Origin of the sequence: Spirosoma soli (assembly GCF_042684525.1) — a bacterium.
Taxonomy (GTDB): Bacteria; Bacteroidota; Bacteroidia; order Cytophagales; family Spirosomataceae; genus Spirosoma; species Spirosoma soli.
In genome coordinates this window covers 17,875-39,718 of the sequence record NZ_JBHULN010000014.1, presented here as the reverse complement: position 1 = coordinate 39,718, position 21,844 = coordinate 17,875, and the positions used below count along the sequence as shown (strand labels likewise).

General features: G+C 50.2%; 20 protein-coding genes. 12 read left to right on the top strand and 8 right to left on the bottom strand.

Features of this window, described 5'->3' with window-relative positions; all coding sequences use genetic code 11:
- Nucleotides 1-50: 50 nt before the first annotated feature.
- A complete protein-coding gene (locus ACFSUS_RS20150; protein WP_381525548.1) occupies nucleotides 51-305 on the bottom strand; it encodes an adhesin in 255 nt (84 codons plus the stop codon).
- A 346-nt stretch (nucleotides 306-651) separates the two neighbouring features.
- Here ACFSUS_RS20150 and ACFSUS_RS20145 point away from each other — a divergent pair, with 346 nt between their 5' ends.
- From ACFSUS_RS20145 to ACFSUS_RS20135, 3 genes are all read left to right on the top strand, one after another.
- Nucleotides 652-1,710, top strand: coding sequence for a glycoside hydrolase family 130 protein (locus ACFSUS_RS20145; protein ID WP_381525547.1), 1,059 nt, complete (start codon nucleotides 652-654; stop codon nucleotides 1,708-1,710).
- A gap of 47 nt (nucleotides 1,711-1,757) precedes the next feature.
- Nucleotides 1,758-4,577, top strand: a complete 2,820-nt coding sequence (locus ACFSUS_RS20140) for an ABC transporter permease (protein WP_381525546.1) — start codon at nucleotides 1,758-1,760, stop codon at nucleotides 4,575-4,577.
- Between the two features lie 63 nt (nucleotides 4,578-4,640).
- Nucleotides 4,641-7,592 (top strand): S9 family peptidase, encoded by a 2,952-nt coding sequence (locus ACFSUS_RS20135; protein WP_381525545.1) that lies wholly within the window; start codon nucleotides 4,641-4,643, stop codon nucleotides 7,590-7,592.
- Between the two features lie 101 nt (nucleotides 7,593-7,693).
- On the opposite strand, the gene ACFSUS_RS20130 is transcribed toward ACFSUS_RS20135, so the two are convergent.
- Entirely contained in the window at nucleotides 7,694-8,167 is a 474-nt protein-coding gene (locus tag ACFSUS_RS20130) for a response regulator (RefSeq protein WP_381525544.1), read from the bottom strand.
- Nucleotides 8,168-8,321: 154 nt separating this feature from the next.
- On the opposite strand from ACFSUS_RS20130, the gene ACFSUS_RS20125 reads away from it, so the two are divergent.
- Complete coding sequence (locus ACFSUS_RS20125) at nucleotides 8,322-9,614, top strand: sensor histidine kinase (RefSeq protein WP_381525543.1); 1,293 nt, start codon at nucleotides 8,322-8,324, stop codon at nucleotides 9,612-9,614.
- A 71-nt stretch (nucleotides 9,615-9,685) separates the two neighbouring features.
- Here the strand turns inward: ACFSUS_RS20125 and ACFSUS_RS20120 are convergent, their stop codons facing one another.
- Nucleotides 9,686-10,078 (bottom strand): DUF1573 domain-containing protein, encoded by a 393-nt coding sequence (locus ACFSUS_RS20120; RefSeq protein ID WP_381525542.1) that lies wholly within the window; start codon nucleotides 10,076-10,078, stop codon nucleotides 9,686-9,688.
- A 192-nt stretch (nucleotides 10,079-10,270) separates the two neighbouring features.
- Here ACFSUS_RS20120 and ACFSUS_RS20115 point away from each other — a divergent pair, with 192 nt between their 5' ends.
- Genes ACFSUS_RS20115 through ACFSUS_RS20105 form a run of 3 tightly spaced genes read left to right on the top strand, consistent with a single transcriptional unit; the run spans nucleotide 10,271 to nucleotide 13,446 of the window.
- A complete protein-coding gene (locus ACFSUS_RS20115; protein ID WP_381525541.1) occupies nucleotides 10,271-11,566 on the top strand; it encodes a sensor histidine kinase in 1,296 nt (431 codons plus the stop codon).
- A gap of 20 nt (nucleotides 11,567-11,586) precedes the next feature.
- Nucleotides 11,587-12,291, top strand: a complete 705-nt coding sequence (locus ACFSUS_RS20110) for a response regulator transcription factor (protein WP_381525540.1) — start codon at nucleotides 11,587-11,589, stop codon at nucleotides 12,289-12,291.
- A gap of 42 nt (nucleotides 12,292-12,333) precedes the next feature.
- Nucleotides 12,334-13,446 carry a hypothetical protein gene (locus ACFSUS_RS20105; RefSeq protein ID WP_381525539.1) on the top strand — a complete coding sequence of 371 codons (1,113 nt, stop codon included), beginning with the start codon at nucleotides 12,334-12,336 and terminating at the stop codon, nucleotides 13,444-13,446.
- Between the two features lie 71 nt (nucleotides 13,447-13,517).
- Here the strand turns inward: ACFSUS_RS20105 and ACFSUS_RS20100 are convergent, their stop codons facing one another.
- The gene (locus ACFSUS_RS20100) at nucleotides 13,518-14,726 is read right to left on the bottom strand and encodes an alpha/beta hydrolase family protein (RefSeq protein WP_381525538.1); all 1,209 of its coding nucleotides are present in this window, start codon (nucleotides 14,724-14,726) and stop codon (nucleotides 13,518-13,520) included.
- A gap of 434 nt (nucleotides 14,727-15,160) precedes the next feature.
- On the opposite strand from ACFSUS_RS20100, the gene ACFSUS_RS20095 reads away from it, so the two are divergent.
- From ACFSUS_RS20095 to glgX, 5 genes are all read left to right on the top strand, one after another.
- Entirely contained in the window at nucleotides 15,161-15,883 is a 723-nt protein-coding gene (locus ACFSUS_RS20095) for an OmpA family protein (protein ID WP_381525537.1), read from the top strand.
- 33 nt (nucleotides 15,884-15,916) lie between these two features.
- Nucleotides 15,917-16,129, top strand: coding sequence for a hypervirulence associated TUDOR domain-containing protein (locus ACFSUS_RS20090; RefSeq protein ID WP_381525536.1), 213 nt, complete (start codon nucleotides 15,917-15,919; stop codon nucleotides 16,127-16,129).
- Between the two features lie 6 nt (nucleotides 16,130-16,135).
- Nucleotides 16,136-16,492 (top strand): DUF3140 domain-containing protein, encoded by a 357-nt coding sequence (locus tag ACFSUS_RS20085; protein ID WP_381525535.1) that lies wholly within the window; start codon nucleotides 16,136-16,138, stop codon nucleotides 16,490-16,492.
- A 147-nt stretch (nucleotides 16,493-16,639) separates the two neighbouring features.
- Nucleotides 16,640-17,095 (top strand): ferritin-like domain-containing protein, encoded by a 456-nt coding sequence (locus tag ACFSUS_RS20080; RefSeq protein ID WP_381525534.1) that lies wholly within the window; start codon nucleotides 16,640-16,642, stop codon nucleotides 17,093-17,095.
- A gap of 250 nt (nucleotides 17,096-17,345) precedes the next feature.
- A complete protein-coding gene (glgX, locus tag ACFSUS_RS20075; protein WP_381525533.1) occupies nucleotides 17,346-19,469 on the top strand; it encodes a glycogen debranching protein GlgX in 2,124 nt (707 codons plus the stop codon).
- A 248-nt stretch (nucleotides 19,470-19,717) separates the two neighbouring features.
- Here glgX and ACFSUS_RS20070 read toward each other — a convergent pair whose 3' ends face one another.
- From ACFSUS_RS20070 to ACFSUS_RS20055, 4 genes are all read right to left on the bottom strand, one after another.
- The gene (locus ACFSUS_RS20070; protein WP_381525532.1) at nucleotides 19,718-20,446 is read right to left on the bottom strand and encodes a DUF3891 family protein; all 729 of its coding nucleotides are present in this window, start codon (nucleotides 20,444-20,446) and stop codon (nucleotides 19,718-19,720) included.
- A 76-nt stretch (nucleotides 20,447-20,522) separates the two neighbouring features.
- Nucleotides 20,523-21,026, bottom strand: coding sequence for a pyridoxamine 5'-phosphate oxidase family protein (locus tag ACFSUS_RS20065; protein WP_381525531.1), 504 nt, complete (start codon nucleotides 21,024-21,026; stop codon nucleotides 20,523-20,525).
- A 135-nt stretch (nucleotides 21,027-21,161) separates the two neighbouring features.
- Nucleotides 21,162-21,578, bottom strand: coding sequence for a four-helix bundle copper-binding protein (locus ACFSUS_RS20060; protein WP_381525530.1), 417 nt, complete (start codon nucleotides 21,576-21,578; stop codon nucleotides 21,162-21,164).
- Between the two features lie 34 nt (nucleotides 21,579-21,612).
- Nucleotides 21,613-21,840, bottom strand: coding sequence for a DUF2188 domain-containing protein (locus ACFSUS_RS20055; protein ID WP_381525529.1), 228 nt, complete (start codon nucleotides 21,838-21,840; stop codon nucleotides 21,613-21,615).
- Between the last annotated feature and the right edge of the window lie 4 nt (nucleotides 21,841-21,844).

The window sequence follows — 21,844 nt, the reverse complement described above, 5'->3', positions numbered from 1 at the left end:
TGAGTAAGGCGATTAAATCGCAATGATGAGTTGTCAACTCAATTTATTTATCAGTCCATGCTGTCGTCGTCGAGATCATCGTCGACGTCATCATCTAATTCTTCACTAAGGTCGTCTTCATCGAAGTCATCTTCGATGTGGGCAAGATCGTCTTCACCATAGCCACTGGTTGCTCCTGATCCAAGTTCATCAAATTCAGCACCGCCGTCGAAATCATCATCGTCGTCTTCGAAGTCAGCGGTTTCGGGGTCTGGGTTTAGCATCAGTAGGTCTTCGTCCTGATCAAACGCTGGTTGATTAATCATGATTGAAAAAAGTGTGTAGGTTGTTTCTGGCTTTTGTACCCCTCATAACGCGGCTCTTCCCAGGTTGGTTAACCGTTCCATCAACTAATTGAGTGAATGGTCTATAATCCGGGGCCGAGTGAGCCACCCTACGTGAGTATGTCTTCGTTGGCAAATATGACTCAAAAAAGCGATCTACGGTTTATTCTTTTTTTAATGATTATTGTCTGGTCAGCAAATTGGTGCTTATTCCTAACTTCTGCAGGAACTCCCTGGTTACATGATAAAGCGGCTACGTTTGTAGCGGTACCGCCCCCCACTAGGCCAGAATGGGCGGTACTACAGGACTGAAATCAGCTAATACCCGATGCGAAACTACCACCTTCGGCGGTTATCCAACCAGCCAGTGATACAAACGAGTGATGTTAAGCCAACTATTGACGGTTTCGACGTACTCGGCGCTTTTAATCCGGCGGCCTGCCGCGTTGGCAACGAAATCATTTTGTTATTACGCGTGGCCGAAGCCCCTAAGGCCCGAAAAGGCTTTATCTCAGTACCCCTGATTGAAGACCAGGACGGAGTGCCGTCGTTGGTCATTAAACACTTCCCGGAACCCAACGAGCCGTATGACCCGCGCATCGTAACCATCGGCGGTAAACAGTACCTCACCTCACTCAGTCACCTGCGTCTGGCCCGCAGCTCCGACGGCATTCACTTCACTATTGACGAAAAACCGTTTTTATTTCCTGCCCGACTCGACGAAGCATACGGCATTGAGGATGCCCGCATTACGTTTCTGGACGGGCAGTACTGGATTATGTACACGGCCGTGTCGGAGCATGGGCCAGCCGTGGGATTAGCGTTGACCATTGACTTCAAAACCGTTGAGCGGATGGGCATTATTCTGCCGCCCCCTAACAAAGATGTCGCGTTGTTTCCCCAAAAAATCAACGGCAAATACATGCTGCTGCACCGACCGATGGTATCGGAAATTGGTAAACCGTCGGTGTGGCTGGCCGAATCAATCGACGGTGTCCACTGGGGCAGTCATCGCTTTTTGTTTGGTGGCCGGGGCCTTACCAATCCGGCTTTTGCCTGGGAAGGTGCCAAAATCGGTGCCGGTCCTGAGCCTATCTTAACCGACGAAGGCTGGTTGGTGTGTTATCACGGAGCCGACGCCACCCACTCCTACTCGCTGGCACTGGCCTTGCTGGACAAAGACAATCCTCACATCGTGCTGGATCGGTCGGAGGCACCGCTTCTCCAGCCCGAATTAGCCTGGGAGCGGGAAGGCTTCTTTCCGAACGTAGTGTTTTCCAACGGCTGGATTCAGCAGCCCGATCGTGGCGACGAACCGGGCAGCATTTGGGTGTATTACGGTGCCGCCGATTCGGGCGTTGGTGTAGCAGAACTCGTTGCCGAATAAGCCGGCCCAATTGACTTCATTCAGAAGCGGTTGTATCTTGTTGCACCATGAACCCGCTCCTGACTGTTGCCCGCTTCGAGTATCGATATAATCTTCGACAGCCCGCTTTTTTTCTGTTCTGTGGATTAACCTTCGCGCAGGGCGTTTGGTATTCGGTGCAGGCAGAGCAGGCGTATGCCGGCGCCGAACAATCGGCTGCTGTGTATTTCACGCTGGCCTCATTGGGAGTAGCGTTGGCCATTGCTACGGTATTACTCGCCGGACAATCCATCAGCAAAGATCTCGAACACAAAACCGCTGCCTACCTCTATACGCTGCCAATTACCAGCCGGACGTACTTTGCCGGGCGATTTGTAGGCACACTGCTAACCGGACTCGTGCTAGCGGGCTTCTATCCACTCGGTATTGCATCAGCTATCTATTTCGTTTATGGCGAACCTGTTCCATGGCTGGCCTTGGTCGACGGATTTCTTTGGTTGGTAGTTGAGCATGTATTCGTTGTTGTTAGCATAACGTTTTCCCTGACTGTTTTTCTGCGGAGCATTCGGGGGGCTTACGTAGCCCTGTTCGTAGTGACGCTGTATTTTCTGTTAACCGGAGTTCAGTCAGAGGCTCTCGCTCACTCCGATGTATGGCTGCTGCTTGATCCCTTTGGCGTTGGCATGATACGCGAATCGGTATACGCTATCAACTGGACAGAAGACCCAGCGGCACTGCTGAATTTTTCGGACATGCTCTTTATTAACCGACTGCTTTGGCTTGGCATTGCCCTTGGCTTACTGGCTCAGGCTGAAACTCTGTTTTCGTTTGAGACTTTTGGACAGGAGCGCACGGCTAAACGAAATAACGTAGCCGTATCAAAACATGAATTGCCCGCAGTAACGAATCTAGCGCTAGCTGATGCCAGGCCACAGTTTGGGAGTTGGTTATACGGCAAAACAACGCTTCAATTAGCTCAGCTGGAGTTGTCAAACTTAGTCAGGCAGCCGGTTTTTCAGATCACAGCCTTGTTGCTGATCATACTAACGATACTCTGCGCCACGGTATTCAACCGGAATCCTGACTTTGTGGAGTTGCCGATTACGTCCCAGATGACCGCCCTTCGATTGCCGATGGGTGCATTCATTTGTTTGTTTCTGCTCGTAATGACCAGTGAACTGATCTACCATGAGCGCACCGTTGGTTTTTGGCCTATTTACCACGCCCTTCCCCAACCTGACTTTGTTTTTTTAGTAGCTAAGTTATTGGCACTAACCGGAGCAGCGGCTGTGTTGACACTCGTGCTGTTCTTAACGGGCGTAGGTATACAACTGGAGAACGGCTTTGCCGACATTGACTGGCAACGTTACGCAACCGATCTCATACAGGATGGTTTCCTTCGCTACGTTCAGGTCATTGCCCTTGGGGCGTTAATAGCCGTGTTAATCAACAATCGGTTGTTGAGCCACATTGGTAGTGTTCTCGCCTTTCTGTTACTTACCATTGCTTACCAGTTAAGCGCAACGGAGCTTTCTAACTACTGGTACAGCTTCTTACCGGGCTCTACTACGTACTCTGACCTGGTTGGCTATGGCGCTAACAGCCTTATTCGCGGCCCCCTACAACTTGTCTGGTGGGCTGTAGCGGGTGTGTTTGTCACGTTATTTTTGCTGATTTGGAATCGAGGTACTTTAATTACTTTACCGGCGCGTACTCAGCAATGGAGTCAGCAGTTCACCTGGCCGTATGGTCTGGTTCTACTACTCTTTGGCGGGCTATTCGCCGGTGGTGTTATTGTTGTCCGGCAGCAAGCGGAGTTCACTAATAAAGTGGCTACAGCTAATCAAATTCAGTACAAAACCCAATCGACTACGTTGGCATCTTCTTCGGGCCAATTGGTTCGTATCGACATAGTCTACCATCATCCTTATCAGGTTCGCCATATGCTGAACGTTGCCCAGTCATCCCTACGAATGGGCGAACACTTATTCGGAGCCTACCCTTACCGTTCGCTTACCATCACCGAAGCCCCCCTCAGTTCGCACGCTGTCTGGTCGAGACCGGGGCATATACAGATTTCCGAAAAACAGGGTTGGACGGCCAGTAATCGCCAACCCGATAAGCTCGACTTTGTTGATTACCTGATTGCAAGAGAGGTAATGAAACAATGGCTGGTTCATCGGATGGCGCCCATTCGACAAGCGGGAGACGGCTTTTTGCGCCAAAGTTTACCCGAGTATCTTTCCCTGCAGTTTGTGGCAAAACGCTACGGCTCCCAGCGACTGACACAGCGACTCTCCCAGCGAGCGACAACCTACCTGAGTAGGCGCCATCAAAATCGCCGGCCCGAACCGCCGTTGATCCAGTCGAGTAACAATGATCTGCTCGAACGGAACCGGGCGGCACTAGTACTAACCAGCATCGGGCAGGTATGGAGTGATTCTTCCTTCAGCCAAACTATTGGCCAGTTCTATCAGCAGGCCATTCAAAAACCGACATCAGCCACTGCCGATGCCTTTGCCACTCACCTTACTCATCGGCTGCCCGACTCGCTGCAGTACCTGACCACCTATCTCACCGACCAATTCTGGTTCGACTTTAAGATAGGTCGGATTGCAAAGGTACCGAATGGCCTGCAAGTTGAAATAGTATCCAAAAAATGGCGTGATCGAAGAACAGGTCAACAACAGCCAGTACCTATCAATGATCTCATTCCCCTGGTTGTTCTCGATCAGCACGGGCAACAAATCTACCGGGCGCTGGTCAGGCCCGAACCCGATGAACGTAAGGTCTATTTACCCGCACTACCTACCGCCGGGGCTGTGCAAATTGACCCGCTGGGATGCTGGCAAGAAGTCAATAAGCAAGACAATCGTAAAATCTTCTGACAATTTAGCGACTTATCGATCCTGTTTTGCCTAACTTCGATATTCCAAAATTAAACATTTGCTATGAAGCGAGTATACAGTCTATTATTCTGCCTATTCTTCTCAGCACCGCTCTTTGCTCAAATCACTAAACGCCCATTGACTGCTGCCGACTATGATCGGTGGCAGAGTGTACGATCTGAAAAACTATCGGATGATGGGCGATGGATTGCTTACCAAGTTGACCCTCAGGACGGTGACGGACGGCTGGAAGTGGTAGACATCACAAAAAAAGCGGGCGGTACGCTCGAACGCCCTCGCCAGTTTCCACGTGGCTACATGGCTCAGTTTACCCCCGATAGTAAGTTTCTGGTGATGCGCCTGAAAGCGCCTGTGGCTGACACCCGCAAGGCAAAGCTTAAGAAGAAAAAACCCGACGAACTCCCTAAAGACAGTCTTTTAGTGCTGAACTTGAGCACGGGCACAACGACTAAACTGCCGAACGTGAAATCGTTTAGCTTCGGCAAAGAGTCTGGATCGTGGCTGGCGGTCTTACAGGAACGTAAAGACGAAAAAGAAAAACCGGCCACTAAGCCGGTAGCTCAAAAGGACACGCTTAATCCTCTACCTCCCGCGTCGACTACCGCTACGACAGCCAAAAAAGGAACAGCTAAAAAGCCTAAGGGCGACGAATTGACCCTGTTGAACATGGCCGACGGTACGCGCAAAACCATGCGTTACGTCACCAACGTGGCTGTGTCTGACAATGGCCGGGCGATATTCTACAGCAAAGAATCAGTGAACGACTCGCTCAAAACGGGAGAAACCAGTGTTCCGGGTGTGTTTTTGTTTAACACGACCAATGGACAAACAATGCTGATTGACACCAGCTCGCAACGAAAGATCTATAAAGGCCTGGCCGTCGATAAAGCGGGGCAACAGTTAGTCTGGATGGCCTCTGCCGATAGCGCCGGCGCCGACGTTAAGGTTTTTTCATTGTATTACAAGAGTCTCGCCCCCGCAGCGCCCGTTAAAGGTAAACGAGGTAAAGCAACACCGGCGCCAGCGCCTTATCTGGTCATAGCCGATACTTTAACCAAAGCCTTACCCAAAGGCTGGTCGGTAAACGAGTTCCGCGAGCCGAAATTCGCCGATGATGGTAAGCGGCTGTATTTCTCTACGTCTCCAATTCCGCCTAAACCGACCAAAGACACCCTGACGCCGGACGATGAAAAGGTACGTATGGACGTTTGGAGCTGGACCGACAGTCGACTGCAACCGATGCAGCAGCGACGATTGAAAGAAGAAAAAGAGCGCGGTTTCCTGGCGGTTTATGACCTTGCTTCAGCCCGCGTAATCCCCTTAGCCAACCGCGAAGTACCAACCGTTGCTTTCGATCCTAAGGTTAGCACACGCTATCTGTTAGGGTTGAGCGATCTTCCTTATCAGGTGCAAGCTTCCTGGGACCCCGGCCATACCGATCTGTATTTGATCGACACGCAGACGGGCGAGAAAAAACGAATTGCCAATGATGTTATGGCATCGACCCCTCGGATGTCGCCCGGCGGGCAGTATGCCTATTGGTTTGACGAGCGCGATTCACTCTGGCGGGCCTGGTCCGTTGCCGACGGTAAACGGCTGGACCTCACGCGCGGCCTACCCAGCAAGTTCTTCGACGAAGAGCACGACACACCTAACCTGCCCGGCGCCTACGGAGCAGCCGGCTGGACTACCGGCGACCGGCATATCTGGATTTATGATCGCTACGACATCTGGCAGATCGACCCCACCGGCCGCGAAAAGCCAATGAACCTTACGGCCGGATGGGGCCGCAAAAATAAAGTCCGTCTCCGGCGCGCAGACATTGATGAAGAAGAGAAAGCCATCAACCCCAATAAGGAGTTATACCTGACGGGCATCTGGGAAGACGATAAGCATACCGGCCTGTTGAAAGCCACCGGTTTTCAACGTAACGAAACGGCCATTGCCATACTGCAATCCAGCAAGCACCGCTATTTCGGTCTAAGCAAAGCCAAAAACGCCCCCACCATGACCTTCTATCGGGGCAATTACCAGGAGCCAATTAATATTTTCCAGACTGACACGACCATGACTGCTCCGGTACAGCTCACCCGCACGAATCCGCAGCAGGACAGCATTCGGTGGGGTAGCGTCGAACTAGTGAAGTGGTTAGGCACCAATGGGGTTAAACTGGAAGGACTACTCTACAAGCCAGAAGGTTTCGAGCCTACCAAGAAGTACCCGATGCTGGTGTATTTCTACGAACGCAATGCCGAAACCCTCAACGATTACAAATTTCCGGCGCCGAGCCGATCCACCATCAACATTCCGTACTGCGTTTCAAACGGCTATCTGGTGTTCGTTCCCGATATTGTTTACACGACCGGGCAACCGGGCCCTAACGCCTACGACTGCATTGTGCCCGGCGTGCTGAACCTGATTGAGCGTGGTTTCGTTGACCGCGACCGCATTGGCATTCAAGGGCAAAGTTGGGGTGGCTACCAAACCGCTTACATTGTTACGCGGACCAATCTGTTCCGGGCGGCTGAAGCGGGGGCTCCCGTTGCCAATATGACCTCTGCTTATGGTGGTATTCGCTGGGAAACGGGCGTAAGCCGGGCGTTTCAGTACGAAAAAACGCAGAGCCGCATCGGCGGTTCACTTTGGGATAAGCCAATGAACTACATTGAAAATTCGCCTTTGTTTTTCGCCAATCGTGTTCAGACCCCCTTGCTGATTATGTCCAATGATGCAGATGGCGCTGTACCGTGGTATCAGGGCATTGAACTGTTCTCAGCGTTGCGCCGGTTAAATAAACCCGTCTGGATGCTGGTTTACAACGGAGAAGGTCATAACCTGACCCAACGCCACAATGCTAAAGACTTAAGCATTCGAATGTATCAGTACTTTGATTACTACCTCAAAGATGCGCCCATGCCGGTCTGGATGAAAGAAGGTCGCACCGCTGTGGAAAAAGATCGCGGAGAAATGAAGTATCAGGTAGGTGATCACTAGCTGACCAGGGCAGTCAAACGCAGTCAGGCGCGGCTAAGCATTGTAAATCAATGCGGCCAATAACAATACCTGACTGCGCCTGACTAGCCACGACTACTAATTCAGTACCGCTCACTCGGTAACGTAACGGTTTCCCACCAGTAACTCCGCATAGTTTCAAAATACAACAACCATTGATTGTAGTCGCTCGGTTTGGTAATGTAAGAAGTTCCTCCAAACGTGTACAGCTCGCTGATATCTTCTCGATTGGTCGAGTAGCTAAAGGCAACAACTGGCATTCTGATAAACCGCGAGTTGGGCGTCTTAACAGTTCGCAGCAATTGCCAGGCCGGTTCGGCTTCGGGCAAGTACAAGTCGAGCAGCATCAGTTTAGGCAATGGCTGCTCATTGGCAACGCAATTTTCCAGATAAGTACTGGCTTCCTCGGCACTAGCCACCCAAACCACGCTTACTTCGGGCAAAGATTCTTGCAGCGCAGCTTTAATAAGTGTCCAATGATCTTGATTGTCCTCTACCACAAGAATTGTGGCTTGACGAAAGTTATTGTTAACAGCACGCTTATCTGTTTCTGCCATAGTTAGTTGAGTAGACGGTCAAAGTAACACAATTTGATTACCCGATCCTTTTCTTCTGGTGAACAAATCTAGCTTTATTTTGTCACTATTATAGATTTCGTGAAAACGACTCATTAATCGAATTTTATAGGTCCCTCCGTCGCTCATCCTTGTTATGGTTAACTCATCTTCATCTGCCCCACCAAACCGATCATCTATCAGTCTAGCCAGTTATTTATTTGCCCGGCGTGAAGCGATTTTAAACATGTGGCGGGCGTCCTGCGAGGCAGATCCGGCACTTAGACATACCGCTAGTCTGTCGCGCGAAGAGTTTAACAATGAAATCCCGGTCATGCTGAACATCTTTGAGCAGCGCCTACAGCGACTACCCGAAGAGGAAAAGCTACATGAAACGGCTTCAGCTCACGGCTTGCACCGATGGCATAAAGGCTACTCCTTGCGTGAGCTGCTAACCGAATTGAATCATTTCACGCAGTGCTTAAGTACCGAACTGTCGTGCTACGTACAGTTTTATCCTACAGCTGACTCATCCGAGTTAGCCCAGGCTTACGCCCAGATTGTTCAGTTTAGCAGCGAATTGGTAGATGGTAGCGTAACACGCTACGACGATTTACAACGCAAACAGGCAGCCGGCCGTGCTGATGCCTTGCAGGAAACCCTTGATCGGATCAATGCATTGACGCAACAACGCGGTAAGTTGCTACAAATGACTTCTCACGATTTGCGGGGCGGCTTTGGAGTCATTAACGGAGCAGCCAGTTTGCTGGATCGGCCCACCAGCACCGACCAGGAGCGGAAAAGCCATCTTCAGATGCTTCAACGTACCTTGTTGTCGGTCAGCAGCATGTTGGCCCAACTTACTGATTTGTCCCGTTTAGAGGCCGGGCAGGAATCGCTCAGCGTCGAGTCAGTAAACGTTAGTAACCTGCTACGTTCGATTGTTGAAAGCGCCCAACCCTTGGCCCAAGAGCGGGGGCTAGTGCTACGAGCTGATGGTTCCGTTGAACTAATTGTCGATACGGACCGGGTCAAATTACAGCGTATCGTTCAGAATCTGCTGCTCAATGCGTTACAAAACACACCGTCTGGTATGGTGTCGGTATCCTGGTCGGGCGAAGATAACTACCGTTGGACACTGGGTGTTCAGGATACAGGAACAGGCTTACCCGATAACCTAACGGCTTCGTTTACTGCTCCCTTAAAGCCAACGGTCGATTCGAGTAGTGTTTTCAGCAAAGAGAAGTCAGATGATGCCCCGACTGGACATATACCTGCTCCCGCCAAAATTTCTAAGAAAAAACCTGTTTCCGGCGAGGGTATTGGCCTCTATATAGTAAAACGGCTAGGCGAGCTATTAAACGCGAACATCGACATTGAAACCCGCCCAGGACAAGGAACGCTTTTTCGAATTCGGCTCCCCGCGCATTACAAATTAGATAACGAGTAGTCCAGTTTCGGGGACACAGACCAAAGCCGCCGATGGTTATACGTATAACCATCGGCGGCTTTGGTCTGTGCTTATTGATTACTGAGTTCCGCCTTCACAACTTCTCCTTTAAAGTGTAATATAGTTGTACTTTCCTCGGCGTTAGACTCGATGGTGACAGTTTTGTTAAATGCTCCCAGGGCGGCTGCATTGAAGGTCGCCTTGATGGTACCTGACTGCCCTGGCAAGATAGCCGCTTTGGGATAATCGACGCCAGTGCAGCCACACGAGCCTTTTGCAGAATTAATGACCAGAGGCACCTCCCCTTTGTTGGTAAACGTAAACTCGGCGGTTACGGGTTTCCCCTGCGTGACCCGCCCAAAATTATGCGTGGTTTTGCTCCAGTTAAACAGAGCCGTTGGCAACGTCATGGCCATAGAAGCCGTCAGCATAACAAGCGACGCAAACATCAGAATTCGTTTCATACGAGTTGTTTGTAAAGTACGTATTGCTCACCCGAGCAACGATACAAACCTACCTTCTCTTTATCTCGCAGCGTGTTAAGGGCTTGCCAACGTTTGTTAATGAGTTGTTAACGATTTGCGTGAACGAAGGCAGCAATTACCTTTGATAAGACAAAATGGTGGTCGCTACGGCTCAAGAACTCCTGAAAAAATATGCCCCGTCTCCGCTTGCTGGTTATCCTCTCGGTATTGTCTATCATTGGCATTTTAGCTGTACAGGCCGTATGGGTTCGTAAAGCCTACGCCCTACGCGAGCGGCAGTTTCGACAATCGGCCTTCATTGCCCTACAGGATGTGGCCGACGACGTGGCGAGGTTGAATAAATTTACTCTTAATCGATACGCCGTTACCCAGCTGTCGGCCGACTACTTCATTGTCAATACCGACGCGCCGATTGATCCGCTTACCCTGGAAACCCTCATTCAGAACTCATTGCAACGGCATAATCTCATCACCGACTACGAATACGGTATTTACAACTGCGAAACCGACCGCATGGTCTACGGCGCCTACGTCAGTACAAGCATCTCGGGGACAAGTGGTTCAGCCGTTAAGAAGACCAGAAACCTGCCCAAATTCCCCCGATATACGTACTACTTTGGTATCCGTTTTCCGAATCAGTCAGGCTTCGTAGCCGGACAGTTGAGCGGATGGCTATGGTCTACGGGAGCCGTGTTATTAGTTGTCCTCTTCTTTGGGTATACACTCATAGTTGTGCTGAAACAACGGCGACTGACGGAGGTTCAGCGCGATTTTATTAACAACATTACGCACGAGCTTCAGACCCCAGTTTCGACCATTCGGGTGGCGGCCGATGTGCTACAGTCGGATACCATTGCTCATCAGCCAGCCCGGCTCAAACAATACGCCCGCATTCTCGGCGAAGAAAGCCGTCGACTCCAGAAACAAGTGAACAGTGTGCTTCAACTGGCCAGTTCTGAACGGGTGGGCTTTGTGCTGAACCGCACTTTGGTAGACCTGCACGAGCTTATGACTACAACGGCTCAAGTAGCTACCCCGCATATTGAACTCGATCTAAAGGCTCACGACGCTCATATTCTTGCCGATGCTTATCATCTTGAAACAGCATTAACAAATTTGCTCGATAATGCCATAAAATACTGCCATGGGGAGCCTAGTATAACCCTGCATACGCATACCGAAAACGATTGGCTGGTGTGGTCCGTTACAGACAACGGCATTGGCATTGCACCCGAGTATCAGAAAGCGGTTTTCCGGCAGTTTTTTCGGGTACCAACTGGACATACGCCTTCGGCAAAAGGATTTGGTTTAGGGTTGTACTACGTTCAGCAGGTCGTGCGGGCGCACGGCTGGCGACTCACACTGACCAGCAAACCAGGCCTTGGCAGCACGTTCTGCATTCTCGTTCCTTTGCCATTGTCCGCCAAGCCAGCAACGTATCGAAAATGGTCGGTATCCCCGTTTTAACAGATAAATCAGGTCACCCAATGACTACGCTACCTGCCCGTATTCTGTTTGTTGAAGATGATGTTAACCTGGGCTTCGTTATTCGGGATACACTCGAGAACGTCTCGTTTTCGGTTACGCATTGCACAACCGGCTCCGATGCCTGGGCTACGTTTCAGGCTGGGCAGTTCGATCTGTGTTTACTCGATGTGATGCTCAGTAGTCAGTACGCTACCGTAGGCCAGGTATCTCAAAATGATGGCTTTGCGCTGGCTCGGCAGATCAGAGCAGCCAACGAACACATTCCCATTCTGTTTCTGAGCGCCCTGGCCGACAAAGACAATCGATTACAAGGCCTGCGGCTGGGTGCTGACGATTACCTCACCAAGCCGTTTAGCATTGAAGAACTGATTTTGAAGATCAACGTTTTTCTGCGCCGAACTACGTTGGCTAAAGAAAGTGTGGCAGCAACGACGTTGCTCAACTATCAAAACCTTACCCTGCACGTTAATGGCCAATCGCAGGTGCTTACTCACCGGGAGGCTGACGTGCTGGCTTACTTACTCGATCGGGCCAACACGCTCGTCCGCCGTGACGAGCTGCTCCGTGCCGTCTGGGGCGACGATGATTATTTCATGGGACGCAGCCTTGATGTGTTTATCTCACGCTTGCGAAAACGGCTCGCCGACACGCCAAACATCCGTATAGAAAATGTCCACGGCGTTGGATTTGTTTTGCGCCAGTAATGCGTAGTTTGCAGGCTTATCCATTGGCTTTCTTCTCTACCCATGAACTACCGTCTCTGTACTGTCCTTGTAGCTTTGATGATGCTCGGCTACGGCTGTAAAACATCTAAATCTGTCACATCGAATACTACCCCAGGCACGGCCACCATTGCCGAAGAAGGGCTATTAACTTGCTTTACAGCCGGTACCATGCTCGATGGCAAACCGGTCTGGTGCGAAGCCTCAGCGGTTCTGTTCGACGGCACAAATGTGTTTCTCGCCAACGACAAAGATATGCCGTCGGGCCAAAGCCCGGTATTCTCGAAACCACTGGCCTCACTGGCCGATTCAACCAGGGCGCCAACGTACCTCACGCAAGCGCCGTATACAACCGCTCACAAGTATGAAGATTTCGCGCAGACACCCGATGGAAAGTTCGTGTTTCTTACCACGGCATTCGACCGCGTGAAACCGGGAAGCCCCAATTGGGATGGCTACAACACGATTCTTTATTGGCGCAAAGGCGATGAACAAAATCCACGGGTTCTGGCTCCCAACGACACGAGCCGGACGTCGATGGCATATCGGCAGCGGATTGCCAGGTTGTTGGCAAACGATGAATTTCCGGGTGAGATGCCTTACTTTAAAGTTGAAGGCTTAGCGGCCACCGACCGACAGCTATTGTTCGGTATTCGGGAGGAAGGCAAAGCCTTTGATAATTTCAAGTACCGCTCGAAGATTATCGCGGTATCCTACCTGATTGAGGAAGTTGGCAATGCTGAGCGGATTCGGCTCGCCGATGACTGGAAGCTCATCGCCGACTTCGACCCGGCAAAAGCCGAATCCGCTCTTCCTCAACCGCTGGCGTTATCCAGCCTGGAATATGATACGTATCGCAACCGATTCTGGCTACTAACGTCCCTGGAGCTCAATGGTCAGTTGGATGCGTATCTCTGGACAGCCACTCCCGACGAACTGATGACCAACAAACCGTTTACGTTAATGCGCAATGCCCAAGGCCAACCGTTGCATGTTGGGCACAAGGCAGAAGACGTAACACCTTTGGACCGCAACCGGCTTTTACTGATTCACGACGACGATCGGGCTCTGACAACCGTCGGCAAACGCATCCGACAACCCAACCAGGCGGCTTACACTATTCTAAAAATAAAGTAGTAAGGTTTTTTTCGACAGGATGAACAGAATTTCTCTGGGATATAAATCCTGTTCATCCTGTCAGAAAATTATCATTGCTGTGCCGGGCCGAAGAAACCGTACGTGCCTGTGATGTATCCCAGGATTCCCGTTGCATGGTTCGCGCCTTTCAGTGTTTTCAGTTCGACATTGGTAGCGCCCCGTTTCTGCATAGCTTCGTAAGCATTCTGCGTATTTAAGTAAAACACCGTATCGTCGGCATCACCATGATATAGCTGCGTACGTGTGCGCGGTTTCCAGTCATGAATGTCGTTGTCCTGAACGGCCGCAAGAAAGGCTTTATCCGTACCGTCATTGATCGCTTGCTTAAAGCTGTCGGTAAAGACTGTGTTAAGACTAGCATTAATACGGGCATCTTTACCCTGAGCGGCAATCTGACTGGCGTAAGGCTCCTTGAAGTAGTACGTCATAGGGCGATTCAGGCCATAAATCCGGTCGTAAGTAAGCAATACCCAAACGTAAAGCCGATTAATGCTGGGCTCCGCACTCGTCGTTTCATTGATAATCTCCCGCATGAACGCTGGCTTATCGTAAGCACCGGCCCCACAACTCGACGCAACCAGGTTAAACTCGCTACCTGTTTCTTCTTCGATCTTTTTTTGCAACGCCATCGTGGCATATCCACCCTCTGAGTAACCTGCCAGGTACAACCGGTTGTCCCAGCTGATCTTCTGATCACTCATAAATTCGCGGGCCGCCCGAAGCATGTCAAGCGATGCCGTGGCCAGGCCTTCGCGTTGCTCATAGGTGTGCGGCAGGTCCTTCGAAGCGCCATACCCAATGTAATCGGGAGCCGCAATGATGTACCCCTGCGACGCAAACACCGACCCAAATGTATACGCTTCGCTACTGCTACCATAGTTGGAAGGCGCATCAGAATCGCTCGTAATGGTACCATGTTGCATACTCAGCATGGGCATCGGTCTTGGCGTACTAGGAGCTGGTACTAACAAGGCCCCCGACGCTTTCACCGTTTTACCATCTGTGTTGGTCGTCATATACTCCAACCGATATACCTTGATTGGGTTGACAATCAATACCTGAAACAACGCGCTGACCCCACTATAGCGACTTTTCAACTGGCTAACGGAATACTCATTCACCAACGAGCCATTAACCAGCGTCCGGGCAGGTGTAGGAGCCTCAACAGACGTGTTATCGCCTGTCTTGCACCCAGTTGGGGTCAGTACTAACAGACCACCAATAAAAAATAAGGCAAAAAGTGATTTAATCGTAATCATGTGGCCGAAAAGAATGTCATAAAGCTGTTATATTCTTAACGTTCGCCTACTTCTTTTCGTTTGCTTTTAGCGAGTCGTCATCAATAAAATCAAAAGAATTAACCTATTGAAAACCAGCGCCCTGTTGTAGCCATATCCTTAATGTATTGTTTGTAGTAGAGCATCTGGTCAGGTAAGTAATTCGTTAAAATGTTGCCGTTGACATTCTGGTCTGTGTGGAGTACACTCCACAACTATAGGCATCTCACTTCCCGTTTACTCTACTAATTTAGTTGTCTTATGGCAGTAGTTATTAATTTTTATCTGACATAGAGGTCGTCATAAGCTATTGTCTACTAGCCGCTTACAGAACAACTCCCCGAATCGTCATTAACAGCAGATTAAACTGGTACAGCGTTTGGGTGTCTACAGGTAGTACCAAACATTCACAACACATGAATAATCAGTTGAAATCAGTCGGAAAAAAGTCAGTTGCTGTGCTTATGGCAGCTACACTTCTATCTGGCAACGTTTTGACAAGTTGCAAATCGTCCAAGAACAGTATGAACAGAACCCAAAAAGGAGCTGCCGTAGGTGCTGGTGGCGGAGCCTTGGTGGGCGGGATTATTGGCAACAAGTATGCTAAAGGTAATACAGCCATCGGTGCCATTATTGGTGCTACGGTAGGTGGAGCCGCCGGAGCTGTGATCGGCCGCCGGATGGACAAGCAGGCTGAAGAGATGAAGCGTAGTATGCCAAACGCTGAAGTTGAGCGGGTTGGCGAAGGTATCAAAATTACGTTCGGTTCAGATATTCTCTTCGACGTTAACTCGTACGAACTGAAGCCCGAAACGAAAAAGCAGCTGCTTGAATTTGCCCAGACGCTGAACAAGTATGAAGATACTGACATTCGGATTGAAGGCCACGCTGATGCTACGGGTTCTGACGATTACAACCTGAAGCTGTCGAGACAGCGGGCGGACGCCGTCGGAAGTTTTCTGGAAGCTCAGGGGGTGAAAACGTCCCGGGTTGATGAAAAAGGCTACGGCGAATCGCAGCCAGTGGCCGACAATACAACCGAGGCTGGCCGTCGGCAAAATCGTCGGGTTGATATTGCAGTATTCGCTAACAAGCAAATGCAACGTGATGCCAAAGATGGTAAGCTGGACAACCAGTAAGGCTTAACAAGTACTCAACAAACGACTAGAACAATGGCAACGGTGAAAAAAGGCGATGAGGTAACGTGGAAGTATGGCAAGAGTAAAGCCGAAGGCACCGTTGCCGAAGTTCACAAAGAAGACGTTGAAAAGAAGGTACAGGGGTCAACTGTAAAGCGTAAAGGCTCCGCCGACGAACCTGCCCTGGTTATTAAGCAAGGCAGCAAGAAGGTCGTGAAGTCAGCCAGTGAAGTCACTAAAAAATAGAGAGTTATGGCAGCGGCAACAGCAACCCTCGACGATAAAGAGAAAAAAGAAATTAAGCAGGAGTTTGACGACGTAGTAAACATGTCGGCTTCGCAGCTTGAAAAGTGGCTAAAAACGGAAGAGTCGAAGTCCGTCGGTCAGAAGAAGGACGGCGCCACGGAATCAACGGGCCACAAATCGGGCGAGAAGATTATAGAAATACTAGGCAAAAAAGCCGGCGATTTATCCGATGATGATTACGCACATATGCGTAAAGTTATCAGTTACGTCAGACGGCACAGCGCCCAGGAGCCTAAAGAAGCTGAAGGCTCCAATTGGGAATATTCATTGAAAAATTGGGGCCACGACCCCGCAAAGAAATAGCGGCTCGGCAGGGTGTAACGTTGCGGTATAAGTTTTTCAAATCGAGGTTGTTACACCCTGCCCAAACGCTGAAGGTCTTTCTGATTTACTCAACAACGAAGATTACCATTCTTTTCAGTTCAACACACAACCAAATTCAACAACGTTATGAATGTTAAAGAAACAAGGGGTGAAATACTCGATGGCTTAAATCGGTTATTGACCCGTAACCACGACGCAGAAAAGGGCTACCAGGAAGCATCAGAAAACGTAAAGGATACTGAACTTAAAAGCCTGTTTTTAGCCCAGTCGCGACAGCGGGCAGAATTTGCCGCAGAAATAGAACGCGAAATCAGAACATTGGGAGGTGAGCCAGATAATGGCACAAGCCTTGCCGCTGATCTGCACCGCGCCTGGATCAACGTAAAATCTACGTTTTCCAGTGACGATGATAAAGCAACTGTACAGGAGTGTCAGCGGGGCGATCAGGATGCCCTTGAAAACTACAACTCCGTACTGCAAGAAATGGACTTAGCGGCCAGCACACGCGAGTTGTTGCTGCGCCAGAAGCAAAGCGTCGAATCGGCACATGCCTCGATGGCTCGCTTGGCCTTGGTAGTGTAGTGAATGGTGGGATCGGAAAGCCTGCCCCCGATGGGGGCAGGCTTTTTTGTTTTTACTCTACTTGTCCGATTGGTGATTTTCCTAAGTAATTACACTATATAAATCCCTTAAACATTCGCATTTGCATCGTGTTAAACGTACGGGGTACACTGTTCTGTAAGAAAGGTTCAACCTGCACCGCATAACTCTGACCCTGTTAACATACATCTGGCCGACACACCTGCGGCTTTTGTTTCTATTAAAATCTATTATGAGTAAACATCCACAAGTAGGCTCTGTCCCTAATTCTATCGAATCCAAACCAGGCAAACCTTACCCGCTTGGGGCCACCTACGATGGCGAAGGCGTAAACTTTGCCTTGTTCAGCGAAAGCAGCACGAGCGCTTATCTATGCCTATACGATTCAGCCGACCCTAGTCAGGAAACCACAATGATCCCGATTGTGGAACGTACAGAACTGGTCTGGCACATATACGTAGAAGGGTTACAACCGGGTCAATTATACGGGTTTCGCGTCGACGGTCCCTACGACCCACAGGCGGGTCTTTTTTTCAACCCGAATAAACTCTTGCTCGACCCCTACGCCAGAGCCATCAACGCCCCCCTCAATCACAACGATGCCTGGTTAGGCTACGATTATGAAGAGGCTGAGGGTGAAGAAACGAAGCACCTGGTGATGAGCAGCGTCGATAGTGGGCCCTCTATGCCTAAGTCGGTTGTTATCGATAGCAGTGCGTTCGATTGGGAAGACGATGTGGCACCGGCTATTCCTCTGCACCGATCCGTGATATACGAAATGCACGTGAAGGGCTTTACGTACCAGCACCCAACGATTCATAAAGCCATCCGGGGTACCTATGCAGGGCTAGGATCGCCCGAAAGCATTGATTACCTCAAGAAACTGGGCATCACTGCGGTAGAACTGTTGCCCGTCCATCAGTTTACGGACGAAAGCTACTGGGGCTACAACAGTATCGGTTTCTTTGCTCCGCAGAATACCTACTCGTCATCAGGCATGGCGGGCGAGCAGGTAACAGAGTTCAAGCAAATGGTAAAAGATTTGCACAAGGCTGGTATTGAAGTTATTCTGGACGTGGTCTATAATCACACGGCCGAAGGTAATCAGCTTGGGCCTACCCTATCGTTCAAAGGGATTGACAATCGGGCCTATTACCATCAGGTTGGCGACAGCCCTGACTTTTACATGGACTATACCGGCACGGGTAATACGTTCAACTTGAGTCACCCCCGCGCTTTGCAACTGGTTATGGACAGTTTGCGCTATTGGGTGACCGATATGCACGTCGACGGGTTTCGGTTCGATTTGGCGTCGGCATTAATCCGCACCGACGAAGAGGCCGGGCGCGTGTCGTCGTTTCTGGATACCGTAGCGCAAGACCCTATTCTGGCGCAGGTAAAACTCATTGCCGAACCCTGGGACATTCAGTCGTACCACGTTGGCGGTTTCCCGGTACGTTGGTCGGAGTGGAACGGTAAATACCGCGACACGCTGCGGGCGTTCTGGAAAGGCGATGATGGCAAAGCCAATGAAGCTACCCTCCGGTTGCTGGGTAGTCCGGACCTGTACGCCAACGATGGCCGCTCGCCCGCGAATAGTATCAACCTCATTACGGCCCATGACGGGTTCACGCTGAACGACCTTGTCAGCTACAACGATAAGCATAACGAGGCTAATGGCGAGGATAACCGCGACGGCTCGAATGATAACTTAAGCTGGAACTGCGGAGTTGAAGGACCAACCGATGATCCGGCCATTAATGAACTTCGTGAGCGCCAGAAGCGGAACTTTCTGACAACGATGCTACTCAGCCAGGGAACGCCAATGTTAGTGATGGGTGACGAATGTGGTCGAACACAGCACGGTAATAACAACGGCTATAACCAGGATAGCGAAATTAGCTGGATGAACTGGCATTGGGATGAAAAACAGCAGGCTCTGTTCGAATTTACGAGCCAGCTGACGGCCCTTCGTCGGGATATTCCGTTGCTGAGCCGACGCCGTTTCTTCGGTACTGAGCAGGTAGCCTTCCTGCGCCCCGATGGTCACGAAATGACCAGCGATGATCTGAACGATCCGGGAACCCACTGCCTTGCCTTATTCATTGACGGCGTGCGCGTGAGCGAACAAACGGAAGACGGTCAGGACATTGGTAATGAGCAACTCATCTGGATATTGAACGCGTTTTGGGAAGATATTCCTTTTATGTTGCCCAAGATTGGCAGACGTAGTTCTACCTGGGAAGTCATCGTCGATACGTCCGTTGGCAAAGTTCATCCAGATGCCCCAGCGGTTAAAGGCGGCCATATGATTAATGCCCCAGCCCGAGCGTCGCTTCTACTTCGACTGAAGTAACGTGAGTTATGGGATAATTCTCTAAGCTCAAACAATTTTGCCATCCCGCCGAAAGGAGGGATCTTCCGGTAAGGCTAAAATCCCCTCCGGCGACAGAAGATCCCTCCTTTCGGCGGGATGACAAAATTATCTCTATAATAGGCTGATCAATAAACGCTAAGTTGCTCACTTTGCATTATTTGGGTTAAAGTGTTTAGAAACAAGAACGAGCAGCCTGCGCAGGCTGCTCGTTCTTGTTTCTAAACAACTCATTTTCTAAACGTCCACTCTTTTACGGATAAAGGAGCATCCTGAATGGCATTGTACAACTCGCGGTCGTTCTCAAAGACCAGTTGCGACAGCAGAAACGTTTCTACGTGCACCGTAAATTCTGCGGTGTCGAACGGCCAGGGCTCAACGGCTACCGACCCGTCAGTTCGTTGTAGAATAAAGTACGCTACGTCGTCAGGACCTTTACTCACCTCCAGGCGACGTTCTTCGGGCGGAAGCTGATCCATGCACAGAATCAGCGACAAGGCGTCGCACCACTGTACAAACGAATAGGCATATTCGGCTTCGGCTTTAGTTGCCTTACACTGCTTACGCCACTTTGGCTGATTCTCTAAACGCTGCTGATCCAGAAACCCATCGAGTGCTTCATCGTTGCCCCGCTTTGCCTCGTAAAGGAATGACGTATGCATCGACATCATCAAGGCATTCCATCGGCTCTTTTGTAACCCAATCTGGATCATCCGGCGGCACTGGTCTACCGAATACTCCAGAATATGAAAGTCCAGCGGAGCTCCTGCCGTAGTCAGATGATTGCGTCCCTCCCAGGGGTCCTGCCCATCGTCGTGTTCGGTGAGGGCAATCAACGTCTCGATCCAATGGATCGGGCGCTTTTCTACTTGCCAGTGCAGAGCAAGCTGCACTGCCAGCAAACCGTGCGCCTGTTGGTTAGTAATCTGCCAGCCTACGTCCGTCTGAGTAACAATCATATAGGGCTAAAGACAGAGGAGAAGAGCAGATAGAACACTACGTCCTTCTACTCTCCTCCTCTCCTCTTTTTTATGCTTAATTATATACTTTTTCGTTTTCTCCCATTTTCGGCGGATTGCCGGTTATAGCAGCGGTCGCTTGTTGAAAGAACCGCACCATGGTACTGTCGCTGGCATTCCAGTATTCGGCCATGTCGGTATGTACTTTCAGCAGAATCAGATCCGGATCATCTTTGCCTTTAGGAAACCAGGCTTTTGCCTGTGGATTCCAAAGCTCATCTATCTTAGCCCGGTCATCTAACTCATCTGCCGTGCCGGATACAGATACGTAACTCGCATCGCTGACCGAAACAAAGGCCAGATTTACCCGGTGTTGGTTGTTATCAATTTGATCTACCTTGGGCGAAGATCGCTGCGTGAAAAACCAGATCGTTCCGTCTTCATCCATCTGCTGGGCAGCCATCGGGCGACTCACCAGGTTTCCCTGTTCGTCAATCGTGGTCATCATAGCAATACGGATATCTTCAATTATATCGCGGACCTTGTCTAGTTGTGGATTCTTCTGTGTTTTCGTTTCCATAGCGTTGAATGGTAAAAAAAGCGGTTGGTCAGCCAGACGTCGGTGAGCTAATCAGTTACCAGGCCAGTCAGCTCTTCTACTGACTCACGCTGTAAACGTATCACTTCACAAACTGTCGAACTGACCAACCAAAAATTAGTTGTATAGCGTTTCCCGCAGGTCGATGCCGTAGAACAACGACGCTGGCGTAGTTGCCGGATTTTTAGATTCGACCTCAGTCTGATAGGCCATATCCAGTATGCCAACGCAGCTGCAGATAGTTTGCTGACACATGGCGTATACCTGCTTGCAGCGTTCTGAGTTGAACTGACTTACTTCCTGAGCGCACTTTTCACATACTTCGATGCAGGCCTTGGCCATCAGGCGGGTGTTCTCAGAACCCCGAACGTACAGCATGGCCAATTGGCGGCACATATCGGCACAGTCGAGATTCAGGAAAATGCTGCGATACCAATTCTCAATATCTTCTGACCGAGAGCATTCTGTAGCGAATTCATCGCAAAGGGCTGCACAACCCGTCAGTGAATCGTAGATGTTTTTTTTCCAGACCATGGTTTTTGTTAAGATTAACTGAGGTTAGGGTTAATTAAGCGTAAGGACGTAAGTTAATGGGCACCCTTTCTGGCTCAGCACTCAATGAGCGCGCCCAACGCCTGGCCTGATCAACGCTGATTGCGATGACCCGCTGTTTGTCCAACTGCCCTTGCTCCAGCAGCTGATTAGCAATCTCGATTGCCTTTGCCCGGGTACTGGGGTTCAGCGAACGCATAGCCGCCGGGAAGTGAGAAGTTGTCCACATGCTTGTAGTCATCATAGCA

What these genes read in the sequence shown, in the direction of transcription:
- ACFSUS_RS20150 (WP_381525548.1), bottom strand. Translation starts at nt 305, where the DNA reads ATGATTAATCAACCAGCGTTTGATCAGGACGAAGACCTACTGATGCTA.
- ACFSUS_RS20145 (WP_381525547.1), top strand. Translation starts at nt 652, where the DNA reads ATGCGAAACTACCACCTTCGGCGGTTATCCAACCAGCCAGTGATACAA.
- ACFSUS_RS20140 (WP_381525546.1), top strand. Translation starts at nt 1,758, where the DNA reads ATGAACCCGCTCCTGACTGTTGCCCGCTTCGAGTATCGATATAATCTT.
- ACFSUS_RS20135 (WP_381525545.1), top strand. Translation starts at nt 4,641, where the DNA reads ATGAAGCGAGTATACAGTCTATTATTCTGCCTATTCTTCTCAGCACCG.
- ACFSUS_RS20130 (WP_381525544.1), bottom strand. Translation starts at nt 8,167, where the DNA reads ATGGCAGAAACAGATAAGCGTGCTGTTAACAATAACTTTCGTCAAGCC.
- ACFSUS_RS20125 (WP_381525543.1), top strand. Translation starts at nt 8,322, where the DNA reads ATGGTTAACTCATCTTCATCTGCCCCACCAAACCGATCATCTATCAGT.
- ACFSUS_RS20120 (WP_381525542.1), bottom strand. Translation starts at nt 10,078, where the DNA reads ATGAAACGAATTCTGATGTTTGCGTCGCTTGTTATGCTGACGGCTTCT.
- ACFSUS_RS20115 (WP_381525541.1), top strand. Translation starts at nt 10,271, where the DNA reads ATGCCCCGTCTCCGCTTGCTGGTTATCCTCTCGGTATTGTCTATCATT.
- ACFSUS_RS20110 (WP_381525540.1), top strand. Translation starts at nt 11,587, where the DNA reads ATGACTACGCTACCTGCCCGTATTCTGTTTGTTGAAGATGATGTTAAC.
- ACFSUS_RS20105 (WP_381525539.1), top strand. Translation starts at nt 12,334, where the DNA reads ATGAACTACCGTCTCTGTACTGTCCTTGTAGCTTTGATGATGCTCGGC.
- ACFSUS_RS20100 (WP_381525538.1), bottom strand. Translation starts at nt 14,726, where the DNA reads ATGATTACGATTAAATCACTTTTTGCCTTATTTTTTATTGGTGGTCTG.
- ACFSUS_RS20095 (WP_381525537.1), top strand. Translation starts at nt 15,161, where the DNA reads ATGAATAATCAGTTGAAATCAGTCGGAAAAAAGTCAGTTGCTGTGCTT.
- ACFSUS_RS20090 (WP_381525536.1), top strand. Translation starts at nt 15,917, where the DNA reads ATGGCAACGGTGAAAAAAGGCGATGAGGTAACGTGGAAGTATGGCAAG.
- ACFSUS_RS20085 (WP_381525535.1), top strand. Translation starts at nt 16,136, where the DNA reads ATGGCAGCGGCAACAGCAACCCTCGACGATAAAGAGAAAAAAGAAATT.
- ACFSUS_RS20080 (WP_381525534.1), top strand. Translation starts at nt 16,640, where the DNA reads ATGAATGTTAAAGAAACAAGGGGTGAAATACTCGATGGCTTAAATCGG.
- glgX (WP_381525533.1), top strand. Translation starts at nt 17,346, where the DNA reads ATGAGTAAACATCCACAAGTAGGCTCTGTCCCTAATTCTATCGAATCC.
- ACFSUS_RS20070 (WP_381525532.1), bottom strand. Translation starts at nt 20,446, where the DNA reads ATGATTGTTACTCAGACGGACGTAGGCTGGCAGATTACTAACCAACAG.
- ACFSUS_RS20065 (WP_381525531.1), bottom strand. Translation starts at nt 21,026, where the DNA reads ATGGAAACGAAAACACAGAAGAATCCACAACTAGACAAGGTCCGCGAT.
- ACFSUS_RS20060 (WP_381525530.1), bottom strand. Translation starts at nt 21,578, where the DNA reads ATGGTCTGGAAAAAAAACATCTACGATTCACTGACGGGTTGTGCAGCC.
- ACFSUS_RS20055 (WP_381525529.1), bottom strand. Translation starts at nt 21,840, where the DNA reads ATGATGACTACAAGCATGTGGACAACTTCTCACTTCCCGGCGGCTATG.